Raw genomic sequence first — 14,753 nt, 5'->3', positions numbered from 1 at the left:
GGCAGCAGAGCTGGTCCTGCCGACCTCCACCAACAGCCCTACCGAAAGGACGTGGCTGCCATGAAGGCTACCCATAACCCATCCATCACCGCGCCGGTCACCCCTGCTGACCTGCTCCGGATGGCTGCCCTCTACCTGCGCCGGCACGGCTGGCACCAGGGCACCTACTACAACGCCCTCTTCCCCGCCGACCACCCGACTCCGCCGGCCTGCGCCGCCGGGGCCATCGGCATCGCCTGCGCCGGCCACCGGGTCGAGCACTTCTCCCAGCTCGACGGCGACACCCTCGCCGACTACCTCGCCGCCCTCGCCGCGTTCGTCGACTACCTCGACGACTTCCACCCGCTGTTCCTCGTCGACGAGGACGGCTTCGTCATCGACGAGCACACCTCTCCCTACTCATGGAACGACGATCCGACCCGTACCGCCGAGCAGGTCGTCACCGCGCTTGAGAGCGCCGCTGACGAGTGGGACCGCCTCCACACCACGGGAGGCGAGAACCGATGAGCACCGTCAAGCACACCTTGACGCACATCCCGCGATCCCGCCGCCGCCGTGAGGTCGTCGAGAACGACCAGTTCGCGGCCTTCGCTCGACGCATCATCCGCGCCCACGGCCGCCGGGTCGCCACCGGAGACGTCGAAGCTCTCCGCGACCTCGTCGCCCTCTCCGCCGACCTCGACCAGGCCATCGGTCAAGCCGTCATCGGTCTGCGGGCCTTCGGCTACTCCTGGGCCGAGATCGGCCAACGGCTGGGCATCTCGCGGCAGGCCGCCCAGCAGCGCTGGGGAGGCCCGGCATGACCACCACCGCCTACCCGGCCGGCACCGCTGAGGAGTTCCCGACCTACCCGTATCGGCTCGCCCCGAACGGGCTCGCCACCCGTCGGCAACTGCGGGCCGCCGGCCTCCGACCCGGAGGGCATGACCCGGTCGCGCAGATCCTCTGGCGTCGCGGCAAAAGGGTCGCCTACCTCTACCGCCTCGACCTCGCCGCACCCAAACGCACCGCCACCCCCGCCCAGCGGGAGGCCATCGCCAAAGCCCTACGCGCCCGGCGCACCTGCCGCCACTGCGGCCTCGTGCAGCCCTACTACATCCCCCGCCGTACCGGCTCCTGCCTCGACTGCACCCCGGGAGGTGCCCGATGACCACCGCCATCACCAACCTCGCCGCCCAGGAGCGGATGACTCCGGACGACTATGTCGTCACCGCCCTCGCCCAGGATTTCGCCGTACGCGGTGAGCTGTCCTTCGAACGGTTCCTGTCCGGCTACTACGCCGAGTCTCTGCGCATCGTGCAGGAAGCACACCTCGCCGATTGCACCGTTCCCGACGGCCAGGGCTGCAACACCTGCGCCGGCATCCGGGTCGGTCTCGCCGGTCTGGCCGCCGAGCAGCGCGCCGTCACCTCTGGGGAGGTGAGCACCCATGGCCGCTGACCACCCCACCACGGGCACCCGCGTTGAGGGCCTGGTCCTGGTCCTCATCCTGCTCACCGTCGCCGGCTTCGCCGGCGCCGCCTCCTTCACTCACGTCAAGGACTGGACCCTCGCCAACTCCCCGACTGGGACCGGGGAGTGGTTCGGCTGGGCCAACGCCGTCATCTCCGAACTCGTCCCCATCGCCTCCCTGCTCACCATCCGCCGACGCCGCCGGGCCGGCGCTCCGATCGGCTACCCGCTGTTCCTGCTCATCGCCGCCGCCGGCCTCTCCCTGGCCGCACAGCTGGCGGTCGCCAAGCCCAGCCCCTCCGGATGGCTCCTGTCCGCTGTTCCGGCCTTGGCGTTCATGGCTCTGGTGAAGCTCGTCCTCGCTCCCGCCCCCGTGCGGGAGGACACCACGCCGGCGGCTGAGCCGGCCGAGCCCCTCCGGGTTCAGGTGGCCGAGCAGGTCACCACCGAGCCGGCACCGCCGGCTGCCATCACCCCGGCCCCGGAACCGACCCCGGCCACCTCGCCGGCCCCGGCTGTCGAGCCGGAACCTGTCGCCGTGCCGGCCCCGGAGCTGGTCGACGTCCCTACCCACCTGCTGCCCATGGCCCGCTTCGCGGCCGTGCAGCACGAACAGTTCACCGGCCAACCGATCACGCCCGCCGAGCTGGCCGACCGCCTGGATGTCGCCCCGGCCGTCGCCGGGCAGCTCCTCACCACCCTGACTGGTGGTGCCCGATGACCACCTACCTCGTCGACGTCGAGCAGGTCATCCACACTTGCCCCGCCCACCCGGAACCGCACCCCTACGACATCCGTCGGGTGCTCGTCGACGTCATCCCCGGCGGCCCTTGCCGGGCACCGGTCACCATCCGCTGCGGTCAGGTGACCACCACCATCCCGTGTCATCGGCATGAGCCGGCCAAGCGTCAGTGCGGCGCCTGCCGGGTCATCGTCACCGAACGCACCATCACCAACCACCACCCCACCGCTGGGGTGGCGGCTTGATGGCCTCGGCGCTGGACCTCACCCCCCGGACCTCGGCCCGGGGGGTGGGCTCGAACGCCGACACCATTCCGCCCGTCTTCGGCTACACCGCCGCCGGGTCCGCGTTCGAACGCGCCACCCGACCCGACTACTTCGGCTGGCTCGAACACGTCCGCGCCGCCGCCGGCTGCACCCGCCCCATCCGCCTCGCCGGGCAGCTCCTCACCGTCGACGCCTCAACGGGCCGGGTCTTGGAGCAGCGGCACACCGACGCCATGCCTGACGCCGCTATCTACACCGCCTGCGGAAACCGCCGCGCCACCGTCTGCCCCTCCTGCGCCCAGACCTACCAGCGCGACGCCTTCCAACTCCTGCGCGCCGGCCTCGTCGGCGGCAAGGGCGTCCCCGAATCAGTCGCCTCGCAGCCGGCGGTGTTCGTCACCTTCACCGCCCCATCGTTCGGCACCGTCCACTCCCGGGTGGTCAAGCGGCACACCTGCACCAACCGGAAGCGCTGCGACTGCCGCGCCGAACCCTGCCACGCCCGCCGCGCTACCGACCCCACCGCCGGCCTCTGCCCGCACGGCCGGCCCGCCGTCTGCTGGGCACGGCACGAAGCCGGTGACGCTGTGCTGGGGCGGCCGTTGTGCCTGGACTGCTACGACCACGACCACCAGGTCGTCTGGAACCTGTTCTCCGGCGAGCTGTGGCACCGCACCAAGCAAGCCGCCCAACGTCACCTCGCCAAGCTCGCCCGCCAACGCGGCATCCCCCGCGTCGAGGTCGTCACCGCCTCCGGCAAGACACGCAAGGTCGCCCCGGTCCGGCTCTCGCCCGGCAAGGTCGCCGAACTGCAAGCCCGAGCCGCGGTGCACTTCCACGCCATCGCCCGCCTCGACGGCGTCAACCCGGACGACCCCGACGCGATCGTCCCGCCACCGGCCGGGTTCACCGTCGACGACCTCATCGACGCGTTCCAGACGGCTGCCGCTCAGATCGCCTTCCACACCCCGCCGCACCCAGACAAGCCCCAGGGCTGGCCGATCGCATGGGGCGACCCGTCCAAGGGCCTCGACATCCGACCGATCAGCAGCGGAGCAGCGGGCGAGGTCACCGACGGCATGGTCGCCGGATACCTTGCCAAGTACGCCACCAAGAGCACCGAGGCCACCGGGCACACCTCCACCCGCCTGACTGCGGACACCATCGGCGACTACGCCGACCCCGACGGGGACCACACCGCCCGCCTCATCGACGCCTGCTGGCGCATCGGCCGACCCACCGGCACGCCTCAGCCGCTGTCCGACCGGCCCCGAGAGACCCGGCCCCGGCCCGGCTTCGTCGACCGCTGGAAATGCCCAGACTGCGGCACCCACACCCGCTACGCCGCCTGCCCCACCTGCACAGCCGCCCGTCAAGCCGCCCTTGACACCCAATCGGTCAGCGCACTGACGGCCAACCCTTACGCCCGGCTACGGCGATGGGCGCACATGCTCGGCTACGGCGGCCACTTCCTCACCAAAGGCCGCCACTACTCCGTGACCTTCCAACTCCTGCGCGACACCCGCGTCGCGTTCCGGCGGCACGAGGACCAGGCCCACGAGCACACGCCCGCCGGCGGCCCGCCGGTCGACCACGTCGACGGGGAAACGACGCTCATCGTCGGCACCCTCACCTTCGCCGGCGTCGGCTGGCACACCAGCGGAGACGCGCTCCTCGCCAACACCGCCGCCGCGATGGCCCGCGAGCGACGAACCACCGGCCGCGAAGAACTCGCCCACGAGCTCGGCACCACCAGCACAACCATGCCCACCGCCGCGTAACTCAACGCCAGCGAAAGGAATGCGATGAACCCCCGAGAACTACTCACCATCGAAGAAGCCGCTCAGCGTCTCGGCATCGGCCGGACCACCATGTACGCCCTCATCAAGGCAGGCCAAATCCGCACCGTCACCATCGGTCGCCTCCGCCGCGTACCCACGTTCTGCCTCGACGAGTACGTGCAACACCTGCTCGCCGAACCGACGCCACTCGACCCCGCCGCCTGAGGAAGGAGCCAACCAATGGGACGCAAACCCAACGGGGCGTCAAGCGTCTATCTCGGCGCCGACGGTTCCTGGCATGGACGGGTCACCGTCGGCGTGAAGAACGACGGGTCCCCTGATCGGCGGCACGTACGGGGGAAGACCGAAGCCGCTGTCATCAAGAAGGTGCGTCTCCTGGAGCGAGAGCGGGACACCGGCACGGTCCGAAAAGCCGGCCAACGCTGGACGGTCAAGACCTGGCTGACGCACTGGGTGGAGAATATCGCTGCACCGGCCGTGCGTGAGAACACCCTCGCCGGCTACCGCGTGGCGGTCTACCGGCACCTCATTCCCGGGCTTGGTGGGCATCGCCTCGAGCGGTTGGAGCCCGAGCACTTGGAGCGCTTCTACCGGAGGATGCAGGAGAACGGAAGGGCCCCGGCGACCGCGCACCAGGCGCACCGCACCATCCGTACAGCACTGAACGAGGCGGTGCGCCGCGGGCACCTGGCCAAGAACCCGGCCACCCTCGCCAAGGCCCCGCGCCTGCCGGAGAGCGAAATCGAGCCGTACTCCGTCGCGGACGTGCAACGCCTCCTGGCCGTGGCCCGCGATCGGCGCAACAGCGCCCGGTGGGCTGTCGCACTCGCCCTCGGGCTGCGGCAGGGAGAAGCGCTCGGTCTGCGCTGGTCGGACGTCGACCTGGACGCCGGGACGTTGACCGTTCGGCGCGGCCGACAGCGGCCGAGGTGGGAACACGGGTGCCACTCACAGTGCGGACGGAAGTATGGCGGGCACTGCCCCGACCGTCGCCCGATACGGGCCGACACCGCAGAGACCAAGTCCCGGGCTGGCCGGCGCAGCATCGGGCTCCCCGACGAGCTGGTCGCGCTGCTCCGAAAGCATCGCGAAGAGCAGGACCAGGAGCGCGTCACCGCCGCCCAGCTCTGGGAGGACGGTGACTGGCTGTTCGCCACGCCGACCGGTGGACCGGTCAACCCCCGTACGGACTACGACGAGTGGAAGCGCCTACTCAAGCTCGCTGGTCTACGGGATGGTCGGTTGCACGACGCCCGTCACACGGCCGCCACGGTGCTGCTGATCCTCGGCGTGGCGGAGCGAGCGGTGATGGGCATCATGGGCTGGTCGAACTCGGCAATGGCGGTCCGGTACCAGCACGTCACGACTCAGGTGCGCCGGGACATCGCCCAGCGCGTCGGCGGGCTGCTGTGGGAGAAACCGGCAGAGGGCCATGAAACGGCGCCTTGAACCCAACTGAGACCGGAACTGAGACCGGAAGCGGAACGCCCGGCCGATCCATCGGGATCGACCGGGCGTTCTCGCATTTCACGAGCGGTGGCGGCGGGATTTGAACCCGCGGAGGGCGTAAACCCTCACACGCTTTCGAGGCGTGCTCCTTAGGCCACTCGGACACGCCACCGCCGAGTAGGGTACAGGACCCCGGGTCTGGACACCGAACCGGTATCCCCGCGCCCGGCCTGGCAGGATCCTTGCCATGAGTACGCACATCGGCGCTGAGCCGGGAGAGATCGCCGAGCGGGTCCTGATGCCGGGTGACCCGCTGCGGGCCAAGTGGATCGCGGAGACCTACCTCGAGGACGCCCGCTGCTACACGACGGTTCGCGGCATGCTGGGCTTCACCGGCCGCTGGAACGGCGTCGAGGTCTCCGTCCAGGGCTCCGGCATGGGCATGCCCTCCGCCTCCATCTACGCCCACGAGCTGATCAACGAGTACGGCGTGAAGACGCTGATCCGGGTCGGCTCCTGCGGCGCCCTGACCGAGGACCTCCAGCTGCGCGACGTGGTGGCGGCGATCGGCTCGTCCACCGACTCGAACATGAACCGGATGCGGTTCGACGGGTTGATCGACTACGCCCCGGTGGCCGACTTCGGGCTGCTGCGTACCGCCGTCGAGGTGGCCGAGCGGCGCGGCATCACCATGCGGGTCGGCCCGATCCTGGCGGCGGACGCGTTCTACACCGACCGGCCGGACCTCTACGACACCCTGGCCGACTACGGCGTGCTCGCGGTGGAGATGGAGTCGGCGGCGCTCTACACCATCGCGGCCCGGTTCAAGGCCCGCGCGCTGACCGTCCTGACCGTCAGCGACCACATCAAGACCGGCGAGAAGACCACGTCGCAGGAGCGCGAGCAGACGTTCGGCCAGATGGTCGAGATCGCCCTCGACACCGCTGTCGCCTGACCCGACCCGATCCGCGACCGCCCCGCCACCGCTGAGGTGGCGGGGCGGTCGGCGTTACCGGGGTCACTCCGAATAAATACGACCGGTCGTGCTTGTTCTTGTTACGCTGCCGGCATGACCCCCGACGGCCGCGTCGCCCGCGGCGACCGCACCCGCACCGCCGTGCTGGACACCGCCGTGTCGATGGCCACCGAGGTCGGCCTGGACGGGCTTTCCCTCGCCCAGCTCGCCGACCGGCTCGGGGTCAGCAAGTCCGGCCTCTTCGCGCACTGGCGCTCCAAGGAGGCGCTGCAACTCGCCACCGTCGAGCGCGCCGTGACGCAGTGGGAGGAGCGGATCGTCGGCCCCGCCCTGCGCGCTCCCCGGGGCGTCCGGCGACTGCGCGCGCTGCACGAGGCACGCATCGAGTTCTACGCCGCCCGGGTCCTCCCCGGCGGCTGCTTCTTCGCCAACACCGATTTCGAGTACAACGCCCGTCCCGGCCCGGTCCGGGACCGGCTCGCCGAGGCGTTCGCCCGGTGGACCGCGTTCCTCGAACGCCTCGTCCAGGAGGCCGTCGAGCTCGGCGAACTCCCCGCCGACCTGGACGTCCCGCAACTGGCGTACGAGATCGACGCCTTGGGGATCAGCGCCGTCATGCGGTCCCGGCTGCTCGACCCGGACGTCACCTACCAGCACGCCCGCCGGGGCCTGCTGAACCGGCTGCGGGCACTCTGCCCCGACCCGGCCCTGCTACCGGAAGGCCCGTCATGAGCCAGACCCCTGTCGAGTTCGGGCACGTCGAGCACGTCCCGGTGCACTTCGACGACCTCGACGCCATGGGCATCCTGCACAACGCCCGCTACGCGGTGCTGCTGGAGCGCGCCCTGACGCCGTACTGGGCCGAGCGCGGCGTCGCCTTCCGCGGCGACGTGCACGCCGCCCCCGACGTGTTCCACGCCGTCCGGGAGTTCACCATCGCCTACCGTGCCCCGGTCACCGGGGTCGGCCCGGTGGCGGTGCACTTCTGGCTGGACCATTTCGGCACGAGCAGCGCCCGCTACGCCTTCGAGTTCCGCTCGGTGGACGGCAGCGTCCTGCACGCCGACGGCACCCGGTCGATCGTCCGGCTGGATCCTGCCACCCTGCGCCCGACCGCCTGGACCGAGGCGGCCCGGGCGGTGGCCGCGACCCTGCTGCGTCCGGCCCCCCTGCCCGCCTGAGCGGGCGCGGGCGTGTTAACAGGGGACCCCTGCTCTACCTGAGGCGTTAAGAAGGGGCCCTTCCTCACCGGAAGAAGGCGCGCAGGAGGGCTGCGCTCTCCGCCTCCCGCACCCCGCCGTACACCTCGGGGCGGTGGGTGAGGCGGCGGTCGCGCAGCACGTCCCAGAGCGAGCCGACGGCGCCCGTCTTCGGCTCCCACGCCCCGAACACCACCGTGGAGATCCGGGCCAGGGCGATGGCGCCCGCGCACATCGTGCACGGCTCCAGGGACACGACCAGGGTGCAGCCCTCCAGCCGCCAGCGGCCCAGCCGCTCGGCGGCCCGGCGCAGCGCCAGGACCTCGGCGTGCGCCGTCGGGTCGCCGGTCAGCTCCCGCTCGTTGCGGCCGATCGCCAGTTCGGCGCCGTCCGGGCCGTAGACCACGGCGCCGACCGGGACGTCCTCGACCGCGTCGGCGCCGTCGCCGGGGACGCTGTCCGGGCCGGTCACCGCGACCTCCAGGGCCCGGCGCATCCACAGCTCGTGCCGCTGCCGGCGACCCACGCCGTCCAGCTCGGCCAGGCCCTCGTCCGCGCCCGGACCGACGCGTGCCGGCCGGCCCGGGGTCGGCTGCCCGGGGCGTACGGTCTCCAGCGCCGGGTCGGTCGCGTCAGCCGGCTCCGCCCCGCCGGTCCACTCCGGGCCGGGTGGCTCAGACCTCACGAAGCTCCTCGACCTCGTCGGCGCAGCCGAGCACCTGGCAGATCTCGGCCGTGACGTCGGCCGGCATCATCCCCTCGTGGCCGCAGAGGGCGAGCAGCTTCGGCGCGGGGATGCCCAGGTCGGCGAGGAGGTCCGCATCGCCCACCGGGTCGGCCTCCGGGTCCACGGCGGGCTGCTCGGTCTCCTCGTCGCCACCGGCGGCCGGGCGCGGCTCGTCGGCGTCCTCCAGGCCGGTGACCGAGGTCTTCAGGTCCCCGACCAGCAGCGCGCCCAGCCGGGACTCCTCCGCGTACGCCGAGTCGGAGCCGAAGACCCGCAGGTCCTCCCCCTCGTCCAAGCGCAGGATCACCAGGTACGTGTCGTCGGCCTCGACGAACAGCAGGGAGACGTCGGCGTCCGGCTCGACGTCGCGCAGCCGGTCGGCCACCTCCTCGATGTCGGTGACCCCCCGCAGGTTCACCTCGTCGGCGGTCCAGGCGCCCTCGACGCGCGCCGCGGCAGCAGCGAAGTACGACACGGTCCCCCCAAATTGGCCTCGGCAGCACGCCGACTCGTCACGCGATGCACGTTAACCGGTCGGGTCGGCAGGCGACCGGTCAACGCCCCGAAGGGCCGGTCGAACCTGGAGAAAGTCGGTCAGCCGGCGATGCGCCGGCGGGTCGCGATCAGCTCGCGCAGGCGTTCGGAGCGGGCCCGCTGCTGCGGCCGTTCACGCTGCCGCACCGTGCGGGCACCGGCCAGCTCGGCGAGGAGTTGCAGGCGGCGGCGGCTCCGTTCGGGGTCGAGCCGCGGCGGGGTGATCCAGGCCATACCGCGAGGGTGGACCGTCACCGCGCGTACGTCAAGATGGTCTTCGCTACGCAGCGAAACCGGCACGGACCGTCACCAGAGCGGCCAGTCGCCGCTCTGCGCCCAGCGCACCGCGACGACCGCGGCGGCGATGCTCCAGCCACCCGCCGTGACGATCGCGACCCCGGTGGCCACCCCCCGGTCGCCGAGGCGGACCAGCACGACGGAGGCCAGCCAGGCCAGCCCGCCGGCGAGCAGCGTCCACCAGGCGTAGCCGGGCACGTCCCGCCCGAGCAGGCCGAACAGCAGCAGCCAGACGAACGCGGTCACCGCGCCGGCCGCGACGCCGGCGCCGGTCACCGGGTACGGCTCGCGGTAGCTCGGGCGCATCGGCGCACCGGACGGGAAGAGCCCGGACGGTGTACGCGGCAGCGGGCGCGCCGGACCCGCGCCGGGCTCCCCGGCCACGCCGTGCCACCCGTTCGTCACCGCTGTCTCCTTCACGGACCGTAGACGGATCGAGGTCACGCAGAGCGACGGCTCCGGCCGGACCCGTCTCAGCGTTCGTCCCTACGGTAGTGGTCTGCCAGGATGGCCGGATGCGCTCGTCATCGATCGGACGCCGCACGCGTCCGGCGTACCCGGTCCTGCTGCTCGTGGCGGCGCTGGCCGCGGGATGCGCCCCGGGCGGCGGGCCCACGGCGGCGCCGGGCAACTCGTGGCAGAGCCCGAGCGCGCCGGCCACCGGGGCGCAGGCCGCCCCGCCGAGCGGCCCGGCCACGTCGGCCGCGCCGCCCACGCCGTCCCCGTCGCCGAGCCGCACCGGGTCGCGGCACGTCTTCCCGGTCCGCGCCGGCAACGTCGACTACCACCCCACCCACTCCGCGTACCCGGGGACGGACATCTTCGCCGACTGCGGCGAGCCGGTGGTGGCGGTCACCGACGGCGTGATCCTGGAGGTGAGCCGGGTGGACCGCTTCAGCCGGCGCGGGCCGCTCGGCCCGAACAACGGCGGGCTGTCGGTGTCGCTGCTCGGTGACGACGGGGTCCGCTACTACGGGTCGCACCTGAGCGCGATCGCCGCCGGCGTCGACGCCGGCGTCCGCGTCCGGGCCGGTCAGCAGCTCGGGAAGGTGGGCCACACCGGCAACGCCAACAACGTCTGCCACCTGCACTTCGGGCTCTCGCCGAAGTGCACCGGCCACGACGACTGGTGGATCCGGCGGGGCGTCGTCTGGCCGGCGAAGTACCTCGACTCGTGGCGCAAGCGGGGCAACCGCGCGCCGGCCGCCGAGGTGACCGCCTGGCAGCGCCGGCACGGCTGCCCGAAGGCGCCGAGCGGCTCCGCCGCGGCCGGCTGACGCCGTCCACTCCCGACACCCCGGGCGACGCCGCGCGGCGGGCGGTCCGGGCGCGTAGTTTGCAGGGCATGACTGCCCGGGACCCCATCGCCGACCTGCGGCGGATCGCGTTCCTGCTGGAGCGGGCGAACGAGGCCACCTACCGGGTCCGGGCGTTCCGGTCGGCGGCCAACGCGCTCGGCGCCCTGCCCGCCGGCGAGGTGGCCGAGCGGGCCCGCACCGGCAAGCTCACCGAGCTGTCCGGGGTCGGTGACGTCACGGCCCGCTGCGTGTCCGAGTCCCTGGCCGGCGAGGAGCCCGTCTACCTGCGCCGGCTGCTCGCCACCGAGGGCACCGACCTGGACGAGGCCGCGGCGAAGCTGCGGGACACGCTGCGCGGCGACTGCCACACCCACTCGGACTGGTCCGACGGCGGCTCACCCATCGAGGAGATGGCCCTGGCCGCCGTCGAGCTGGGGCACGAGTACGTGGTGCTCACCGACCACTCGCCCCGGCTCAAGGTGGCCCGGGGGCTCACGGCGGACCGGCTGCGCAAGCAGCTCGACCACGTGGCCGCGGTGAACGAGGCGCTGCCGAAGGGCTTCCGCATCCTCACCGGCATCGAGGTGGACATCCTGGCCGACGGCTCGCTGGACCAGGACGACGAGCTGCTGGCCCGCCTCGACGTGGTGGTCGGCTCGGTGCACAGCGGCCTCAACGACGACCGGGCGAAGATGACCCGTCGGATGCTGGCCGCGATCGCCAACCCGCACCTGGACATCCTCGGTCACTGCACCGGGCGGATGGTCTCCTCCCGGCCGGCGGGGGTGACCGGCCCGGGCGACCGGGGGCACCGGGCGCGTACCCGCAAGGAGAGCGATTTCGACGCGGAGGCGGTCTTCGCGGCCTGCGCGGAGCACGACGTGGCCGTCGAGATCAACTCCCGGCCGGAGCGGCAGGACCCGCCGAAGCGGCTGATCCGCCGCGCCCTGGAGGCCGGCTGCTGGTTCGCCATCAACACCGACGCGCACGCCCCCGGCCAGCTGGACTGGCAGCGTTTCGGCTGCGAACGCGCCGCGCTCTGCGGGGTGCCGGCGGACCGGGTGGTCAACACCTGGAAGGCCGACCGCCTGGTGAAGTGGACGGCCGGCCGCCGCTGAACGAGGCCGCCGCCGCGCCGCGGTGGCGGCATCCGGAGCCGCGGACCCGCCACCGCGCCGATCCGGCGGTCAGCGACCCGCCGGCACCGCCGGACGGGTGGCCGGGGCGGAGGTCCGGGCGGGCCGGCGCCGGCCCAGCATGCCCTGCGCGACGGCCACGCCGAGCAGCACGACCAGGGCGCCCACCGGCTGGTGCCAGTTCATCCGCTCGCCGAGCACCACCGCGCCGACCAGCACCGCGAACACCGGGATCAGGTACGTGACGGTGGACGCCGTGCTCGCTCCCGCGACCCGGATGTTGCGCAGGTTGATCACGAAGGCCAGCCCGGTGCCGAGCGCGCCGAGCGCCAGCACGGAGGCCACCACCTTCGCGGAGAGCCCGGTGGGCACCGGCGGCGCGCCCGCCACGAGGGGCGCGACCAGCGCGAGCTGCGCGGTCGCCACCAGCAGCTGCGCCGCCGACAGCGACAGCCCGGAGTACGCGCTGCCCGCGATGAACTTCTTCTGGTAGGGGATCGCCACGCCGTAGCAGGCGGCCGCCCCGAGGCACATGAGCTGGCCGGTGAAGTGCGACCCGCCCACGCCCTCCCAGACGCCGAGCACCACGAGCACACCGGCGAAGCCCAGCCCCAGGCCGACCGCGCGCCGCACGGTCAGCCGCTCGGTGCGGAACACCAGCACCGCCAGCGGCAGCACGATCAGTGGCGTGGTGGCGTTCCAGATGCCGGCGAGCATCGACTCGACCCGCTGCTCGCCGAAGCCGAACAGGGTGAACGGCAGCGCGACACCGAAGGCGGCCACCACCACGAGGTGCGCCCAGACCCGGGGCTCGCGGGGCAGCCGGTCGCGCAGCACGGCCAGCACCACCAGCAGCGTCGCGGCGCCGGTGGCCACGCGGTAGAGGGTGAGGTGCAGGGGGTGCAGCTCGGCCACCCCCACCTTGATGAAGAGGAAGCTGGAACCCCAGATCACGCCGAGTGCGATGAACCCGGGCAGCCAGCTGCGCAGCGGCGCCCGGTCAGGAGTGATATCCACTGTCACCCCTGACACTCTGCCGCAGGGGTACGACGAAGTCCCGCGATATTCGGACGCCGTGTCGACCGCCACATCCGCCCGACGGCACCCGGACCGCCCCCGCCAACATGGCGAACAGCGTCGACAACCAGGTGGCCCGGTCACGTAGGGTCGCACCGTGGGACGAATCGATGACCTCGCCAACCGCTACGTGGCCGACTGGGCTCCGCTGAGCCCGACCGGGGCCACCTACGTCGGCATCGCCGGCTACGACGACCAGCTCGACGACCTCTCCCCGGAGGGCTACGCGGCCCGCGCCGACCTGACCCGGCGCACGCTGGCCGACCTCGACGTGACCGAGCCGGACACCGAGGCGGAGCGGACCGCCAAGGAGGCGATGCAGGAGCGCCTCGGCCTGGAGCTCGCCCGCTACGAGGCCGGCGAGACCGGCAGCGAGGTCAACGTGATCGCCAGCGGGCTGCACGACCTGCGGATGGTCTTCGACCTCATGCCGACCGAGGGCGACGACGCCAAGGCGAACGTGGCCGCCCGGCTCAACGGCTTCGCCGGCGCGCTGGAGGGCTACAAGCGCACGCTGCGCGAGGCCGCGGCGGCCGGCCAGGTCAGCTCGCAGGTGCAGCTCGTCGAGGTCGCCAAGCAGTGCGACATCTGGGTCGACCCGAACGGCGACAACTTCTTCCACGGCCTCGCCGAGCGGCTCGGCGCCGAGGGCGCGCTCGGCACGGAGCTGCGCAGGGGCGCGGCCGCCGCGACGGCCGCCACGGCCGAGTTCGGGCAGTTCCTCCGCACCGAGCTGGCCCCGCGTGGCCGGCAGAAGCAGGCCGCCGGCCGGGAACGCTACGAGCTGGCCTCGCAGTACTTCCTCGGCGCCAAGGTCGACCTCGACGAGACGTACGCCTGGGGTTTCGCCGAGCTGGCCCGCCTGGAGAGTGAGATGCGCGCCGTTGCCGCGCGCATCGTGGGTCCGGGCGCCACGATCGACGACGCCGTGCGCGCTCTGGACGCGGACCCGGCCCGGACCATCCAGGGCAAGGAGGCGTTCCGGGACTGGATGCAGGCGCTCGCCGACAAGGCGATCAGCGAGCTGCACGGCACCCACTTCGACATCCCCGAGCAGGTCCGCCGCATCGAGTGCTGCCTCGCCCCCACCAGCGACGGCGCCATCTACTACACCGGCCCGAGCGAGGACTTCTCCCGGCCCGGCCGGATGTGGTGGGCGGTGCCGCAGGGCATCACCGACTTCTCCACCTGGCGCGAGGTGACCACGGTCTACCACGAGGGCGTGCCGGGCCACCACCTCCAGGTCGCCCAGACCGCCGTCCGGGCCGACCTGCTCAACCGCTGGCAGCGGCTGCTCTGCTGGGTCTCCGGGCACGGTGAGGGCTGGGCGCTCTACTCCGAGCGGCTGATGGACGAGCTGGGCTACCTGGAGGACCCGGGCGACAAGCTCGGCATGCTCGACGGGCAGGCGTTCCGGGCCGCCCGGGTGATCGTCGACATCGGCATGCACCTGGAACTGGAGATCCCGGCCGACAACCCGTTCGGCTTCCACCCCGGCGAGCGCTGGACACCGGAGCTGGGCTGGGAGTTCATGCGGGCGCACTGCCGGGTGCCGGACGAGAACCTCCGCTTCGAGCTGAACCGCTACCTGGGCTGGCCGGGGCAGGCGCCCTCGTACAAGGTGGGCGAGCGGATCTGGCTCCAGGCACGGGAGGACGCGAAGGCCCGCAAGGGCGCCGACTTCGACCTCAAGGAGTTCCACCGCCAGGCGCTCGACCTGGGCTCGCTGGGGCTCGACCCGCTGCGCCGGGCGCTGGCCCGGCTCTGAGCGACGACGACGGCCGGGAGTCGGAGGGGT

General features: G+C 72.5%; 19 protein-coding genes, 1 tRNA gene and 1 pseudogene. 15 read left to right on the top strand and 6 right to left on the bottom strand.

Features of this window, described 5'->3' with window-relative positions:
- Positions 1-60: 60 nt before the first annotated feature.
- From RMN56_RS12740 to RMN56_RS12700, 9 genes are read left to right on the top strand one after another with little or no spacing between them, the layout of a single operon-like run.
- Positions 61-507: a DUF6197 family protein gene (locus RMN56_RS12740; RefSeq protein WP_313723999.1), complete on the top strand. Its 447-nt coding sequence runs from the start codon at positions 61-63 to the stop codon at positions 505-507.
- Positions 504-803: a hypothetical protein gene (locus tag RMN56_RS12735; RefSeq protein WP_313723998.1), complete on the top strand. Its 300-nt coding sequence runs from the start codon at positions 504-506 to the stop codon at positions 801-803. Before RMN56_RS12740 ends, RMN56_RS12735 begins: the two co-directional genes overlap by 4 nt.
- Entirely contained in the window at positions 800-1,150 is a 351-nt protein-coding gene (locus RMN56_RS12730; protein ID WP_313723997.1) for an RRQRL motif-containing zinc-binding protein, read from the top strand. Before RMN56_RS12735 ends, RMN56_RS12730 begins: the two co-directional genes overlap by 4 nt.
- Positions 1,147-1,440 carry a hypothetical protein gene (locus RMN56_RS12725; RefSeq protein ID WP_313723996.1) on the top strand — a complete coding sequence of 98 codons (294 nt, stop codon included), beginning with the start codon at positions 1,147-1,149 and terminating at the stop codon, positions 1,438-1,440. Before RMN56_RS12730 ends, RMN56_RS12725 begins: the two co-directional genes overlap by 4 nt.
- The gene (locus RMN56_RS12720; RefSeq protein WP_313723995.1) at positions 1,430-2,173 is read left to right on the top strand and encodes a hypothetical protein; all 744 of its coding nucleotides are present in this window, start codon (positions 1,430-1,432) and stop codon (positions 2,171-2,173) included. The genes RMN56_RS12725 and RMN56_RS12720 overlap by 11 nt, the downstream gene beginning before the upstream one ends.
- The gene (locus tag RMN56_RS12715) at positions 2,170-2,439 is read left to right on the top strand and encodes a hypothetical protein (protein ID WP_313723994.1); all 270 of its coding nucleotides are present in this window, start codon (positions 2,170-2,172) and stop codon (positions 2,437-2,439) included. Before RMN56_RS12720 ends, RMN56_RS12715 begins: the two co-directional genes overlap by 4 nt.
- Positions 2,439-4,241: a replication initiator gene (locus tag RMN56_RS12710; RefSeq protein WP_313723993.1), complete on the top strand. Its 1,803-nt coding sequence runs from the start codon at positions 2,439-2,441 to the stop codon at positions 4,239-4,241. Before RMN56_RS12715 ends, RMN56_RS12710 begins: the two co-directional genes overlap by 1 nt.
- Before the next feature lie 24 nt (positions 4,242-4,265).
- Positions 4,266-4,466: a helix-turn-helix domain-containing protein gene (locus tag RMN56_RS12705; RefSeq protein WP_313723992.1), complete on the top strand. Its 201-nt coding sequence runs from the start codon at positions 4,266-4,268 to the stop codon at positions 4,464-4,466.
- A gap of 15 nt (positions 4,467-4,481) precedes the next feature.
- On the top strand, positions 4,482-5,711 hold the full coding sequence (locus RMN56_RS12700; RefSeq protein ID WP_313723991.1) for a tyrosine-type recombinase/integrase: 1,230 nt from the start codon (positions 4,482-4,484) through the stop codon (positions 5,709-5,711).
- 85 nt (positions 5,712-5,796) lie between these two features.
- On the opposite strand, the gene RMN56_RS12695 is transcribed toward RMN56_RS12700, so the two are convergent.
- A tRNA-Ser gene (locus RMN56_RS12695) sits at positions 5,797-5,883 on the bottom strand.
- 75 nt (positions 5,884-5,958) lie between these two features.
- Between RMN56_RS12695 and deoD the strand changes: the two genes are divergently transcribed.
- The 3 genes from deoD to RMN56_RS12680 all read left to right on the top strand — a co-directional run bounded on the left by deoD (position 5,959) and on the right by RMN56_RS12680 (position 7,868).
- Positions 5,959-6,666 carry a purine-nucleoside phosphorylase gene (gene deoD / locus RMN56_RS12690; protein ID WP_262282614.1) on the top strand — a complete coding sequence of 236 codons (708 nt, stop codon included), beginning with the start codon at positions 5,959-5,961 and terminating at the stop codon, positions 6,664-6,666.
- 114 nt (positions 6,667-6,780) lie between these two features.
- Complete coding sequence (locus tag RMN56_RS12685) at positions 6,781-7,419, top strand: TetR/AcrR family transcriptional regulator (protein ID WP_313723990.1); 639 nt, start codon at positions 6,781-6,783, stop codon at positions 7,417-7,419.
- Positions 7,416-7,868: an acyl-CoA thioesterase gene (locus RMN56_RS12680; protein ID WP_313723989.1), complete on the top strand. Its 453-nt coding sequence runs from the start codon at positions 7,416-7,418 to the stop codon at positions 7,866-7,868. The genes RMN56_RS12685 and RMN56_RS12680 overlap by 4 nt, the downstream gene beginning before the upstream one ends.
- A 64-nt stretch (positions 7,869-7,932) precedes the next feature.
- Here RMN56_RS12680 and RMN56_RS12675 read toward each other — a convergent pair whose 3' ends face one another.
- The 4 genes from RMN56_RS12675 to RMN56_RS12660 form a co-directional block, all read right to left on the bottom strand.
- Positions 7,933-8,382, bottom strand: coding sequence for a nucleoside deaminase (locus RMN56_RS12675; RefSeq protein ID WP_262283156.1), 450 nt, complete (start codon positions 8,380-8,382; stop codon positions 7,933-7,935).
- Positions 8,383-8,560: 178 nt separating this feature from the next.
- Positions 8,561-9,088 (bottom strand): tRNA adenosine deaminase-associated protein, encoded by a 528-nt coding sequence (locus tag RMN56_RS12670; RefSeq protein WP_313723988.1) that lies wholly within the window; start codon positions 9,086-9,088, stop codon positions 8,561-8,563.
- A gap of 119 nt (positions 9,089-9,207) precedes the next feature.
- On the bottom strand, positions 9,208-9,381 hold the full coding sequence (locus RMN56_RS12665) for a hypothetical protein (RefSeq protein ID WP_167364313.1): 174 nt from the start codon (positions 9,379-9,381) through the stop codon (positions 9,208-9,210).
- 72 nt (positions 9,382-9,453) lie between these two features.
- Positions 9,454-9,750 carry a hypothetical protein gene (locus RMN56_RS12660; protein WP_313724728.1) on the bottom strand — a complete coding sequence of 99 codons (297 nt, stop codon included), beginning with the start codon at positions 9,748-9,750 and terminating at the stop codon, positions 9,454-9,456.
- Between the two features lie 209 nt (positions 9,751-9,959).
- Here RMN56_RS12660 and RMN56_RS12655 point away from each other — a divergent pair, with 209 nt between their 5' ends.
- Both RMN56_RS12655 and RMN56_RS12650 read left to right on the top strand, forming a co-directional pair.
- Positions 9,960-10,721, top strand: coding sequence for a M23 family metallopeptidase (locus tag RMN56_RS12655; protein WP_313723987.1), 762 nt, complete (start codon positions 9,960-9,962; stop codon positions 10,719-10,721).
- Between the two features lie 68 nt (positions 10,722-10,789).
- A complete protein-coding gene (locus tag RMN56_RS12650; protein WP_313723986.1) occupies positions 10,790-11,860 on the top strand; it encodes a PHP domain-containing protein in 1,071 nt (356 codons plus the stop codon).
- On the opposite strand, the pseudogene RMN56_RS12645 reads toward RMN56_RS12650, so the two are convergent.
- Positions 11,743-12,901 (bottom strand): annotated as a pseudogene (locus RMN56_RS12645) (DMT family transporter); the annotation flags it as partial. The gene RMN56_RS12650 and the pseudogene RMN56_RS12645 sit on opposite strands and share 118 nt — an antisense overlap.
- A gap of 151 nt (positions 12,902-13,052) precedes the next feature.
- Here RMN56_RS12645 and RMN56_RS12640 point away from each other — a divergent pair.
- Positions 13,053-14,723 (top strand): DUF885 domain-containing protein, encoded by a 1,671-nt coding sequence (locus tag RMN56_RS12640; RefSeq protein WP_313723984.1) that lies wholly within the window; start codon positions 13,053-13,055, stop codon positions 14,721-14,723.
- Positions 14,724-14,753: the final 30 nt, after the last annotated feature.

The organism is Micromonospora halotolerans, assembly GCF_032108445.1.
Classification (GTDB): domain Bacteria; phylum Actinomycetota; class Actinomycetes; order Mycobacteriales; family Micromonosporaceae; genus Micromonospora; species Micromonospora halotolerans.
This window is presented reverse-complemented; position numbering and strand designations above follow the sequence as displayed.